The organism is Methanobrevibacter sp., assembly GCF_045577275.1.
Classification (GTDB): Archaea; Methanobacteriota; Methanobacteria; order Methanobacteriales; family Methanobacteriaceae; genus Methanobrevibacter.
This window is the reverse complement of sequence record NZ_JAZNIB010000037.1, coordinates 1-2,962: the sequence shown is the minus strand read 5'-3', so window position 1 is coordinate 2,962 and position 2,962 is coordinate 1. Positions and strand designations below refer to the sequence as shown.

The following is a 2,962-nucleotide window of genomic DNA, read 5'->3' as shown; positions in this document are numbered from 1 at the left end:
TACATTCGAAAATCTTTATATATTCTCTTTTTTATAAATAATATTGGTAATTAAGGGATGAAAGATGAATAAAATAAATTAAGTTATTTTTTTAATTTTCAAATCCTATTTTAGGGTTTACAATATTTTCTTTTAAATTTTATTCTGCTTTTTTATAATTATCAATAATATAATGATTTCAAATGTTGGAGAGTTATCTATGAAAAATATCATTGTTGTAGAATGTAAATCCACTGGAAAAAATTTTATTGGAGATATTGCTAATATGGGTTTTAACCCTGTTATTTTAGAAACAAATGTTGCTGATACTGAAGAGGGAAAATTATATTATCAAGCTGTTAAAAACGGTTATGCTGCCATCAAACATGATTTTGAAGTGATTCATGAGAAGGAGACATATGTTGAGACTCTTGAAATGGTAAAATCTTATGATCCTCTTTTAGTCTTACCAGCTAATGAGAGGGGCGTTATATTGGCATCTAAATTGGCTTATGATTTAGACCTTATGGCTAACGATATTGAAAATTTAGATGCCATGACCTTAAAGAATGAAATGCAAAACCGTTTGGCTGAATGTGGTCTTAGACACATTAAAGGTAAAAATGTAACCAATATTGAAGATGCATTGGATTTTTATGACAGCGAAGGATTAACAGAGGTTGTTATTAAACCAGTTTATGGTTCGGGATCTGCAAGTGTTAGAATTTGTGAAAGCAGGGAAGAATTCATTGAAGCATTCAAATTATTGGTTCATAAAACCAATGAATATGGGGATGAGAATGAGGAGTTCTTGATTCAAGAACGTATTAAAGGTGAAGAATATATTGTGAATACAGTATCCTGTGAAGGCATGCATCGTGTAACAACTGTTTGGAAATACCATAAGATCAGAACTAATGATGGTGCTATAATATATGATTCAATGGATTCCATTAATGAATTAAGTATTGGCGAATCAGAAATGATTGAATATGCTTATAATGTAGCAGATGCACTTGGAATCAGATATGGTCCTGTTCATGGAGAATATATGATTGATGATAAAGGTCCTGTACTTATAGAGGTCAATTGTCGTCCAATGGGCGGAGACATGTCTGCAGAATTTTTGGATAGGGTTTCCGGTCAACATGAAACAGACAGTATTTTATATGCTTATCTAAAACCGGATTTATTTAAAGAGCAAATGAAAAGACCATATCAATTGTTTGCTCATGCTTCACTAAAATTTTTCATAGCTCCTAAGGATATTGTAGCAAGATCAGCACCTATGAAAAATATCAGTCTTAAATTAGAAAGCCATTTAAGGACTAAACTAGATGATTTAGGTCATGGATATTCCAAACAATACCTAAAGACTGAGGATTTGAATACAAGTCCAGGTACTGTATATTTGGTTCACGAAGATGCATCCATAGTTCAAAAGGACATTGAATTTATCAGAAACGTTGAAAGAAATGCTTTTTCGATGGTATTGAGTAGTGGAAAGCATGATGCTGAACTTAAAGATGATGAAGTATATATAAATGAGATAAGGCCATTGGTAGAAAAATGTCAAAAATATGGTATTGGTCTTTTAGTAACCGATCAGTTCATTGATGATATTGATATTTTACAGGTCAAACCTCAAGATGTAGGGGATGTTATAGGATCATTTGATTTTATTGTTATTAATTTAAATAAAATTATTTGCAACAACTCGCCTAAAGATGTTATCGAATCTATTTGGGCAACTTTTTCAAAAATCAAAAAGAACGGTTTGATTTTTATTCCAGAAAATACTTATGACCTCTTGGATGGAGGTAAAAACAGTATGGAAGTATTGGTTAAAGCTGCAGGATTAAAAATAGAATTGCCTCCATATGGGGTATTTGACACAATCATTGCATCTAAAAAATAATTAAATAAGGAGATATTATGGAAAGTATTTGTATTCCGGAGGGATATGAAAGTCCCCAAAACATGAAAGACACCCAACAAGCAATTAAAGAAGTACAAGATTATTTTGAAAATGCTCTTGCAGAAGCACTTAATCTAACACGTGTTGCTGCACCTATTTTCGTAACAGCTGACAGTGGGATAAATGATGATTTAAACGGTGTTGAAGAAGCTGTTAAATTTTGCATTACAGAACAGAATAAGGAAGTGGAAATTGTTCATTCCTTAGCTAAATGGAAAAGATTGGCTTTGTATCAATATGGTTTTGAAAAAGGAGAGGGGTTATATGCTAATATGACTGCAATCAGAAGGGATGAAGAGACTGACAATATCCATTCCATTTATGTGGATCAATGGGATTGGGAAAAGGTCATAGATAAGTCTGAAAGAAATATTGACACTTTAAAAGAAACTGTTTTCAGAATTTATATGGTTCTAAAACAGACAGAATATTATATGTGCGGAAAATATCATTTCATGAATCCGTTTCTTCCTAAGGAAATTTATTTTGTAACTACACAGGAATTGGAGGATCGTTGGCCTGATAAAACACCTAAAGAAAGAGAAAACTTAATCACAAGGGAAAAAGGTGCTGTCTTTTTGATGAAAATTGGTGGTCCGTTGGATAGCGGTAAACCTCATGACGGCCGTGCTCCAGATTATGATGATTGGGGATTGAATGGAGATATTTTGGTTTATTATCCTGTATTGGATATTGCCTTAGAGCTTTCTTCCATGGGTATTCGTGTAGATGAAAATTCACTTCCTAAGCAACTTAAAATGGCAGACTGTGAAGAAAGGGAAAGTTTACCATATCATCAAAATGTTTTAAATGAAGTCTTGCCTTATAGTATTGGCGGAGGAATTGGTCAATCAAGAATCTTCATGTTTTTCTTACAAAGAGCTCATATTGCAGAAGTTCAGTCTTCTGTATGGCCAATGGAAGTGTATAAGGAGTTAACTGCACATAATATTAATGTAATTTAGTTTAAATTATTAACTTCTTTTTTCTTCTTTTTTTATTTTT

The 2,962-nt window shown here is 32.3% G+C and carries 2 protein-coding genes; both read left to right on the top strand.

What is annotated here, in order from left to right; all coding sequences use genetic code 11:
* The first annotated feature begins 199 nt into the window (after positions 1–199).
* Entirely contained in the window at positions 200–1,897 is a 1,698-nt protein-coding gene (locus tag ACKI67_RS01290) for an ATP-grasp domain-containing protein (protein ID WP_407461585.1), read from the top strand.
* 17 nt (positions 1,898–1,914) lie between these two features.
* Positions 1,915–2,922 carry an aspartate--ammonia ligase gene (gene asnA, locus ACKI67_RS01285; protein WP_407461584.1) on the top strand — a complete coding sequence of 336 codons (1,008 nt, stop codon included), beginning with the start codon at positions 1,915–1,917 and terminating at the stop codon, positions 2,920–2,922.
* The last annotated feature ends 40 nt before the right edge of the window (positions 2,923–2,962 follow it).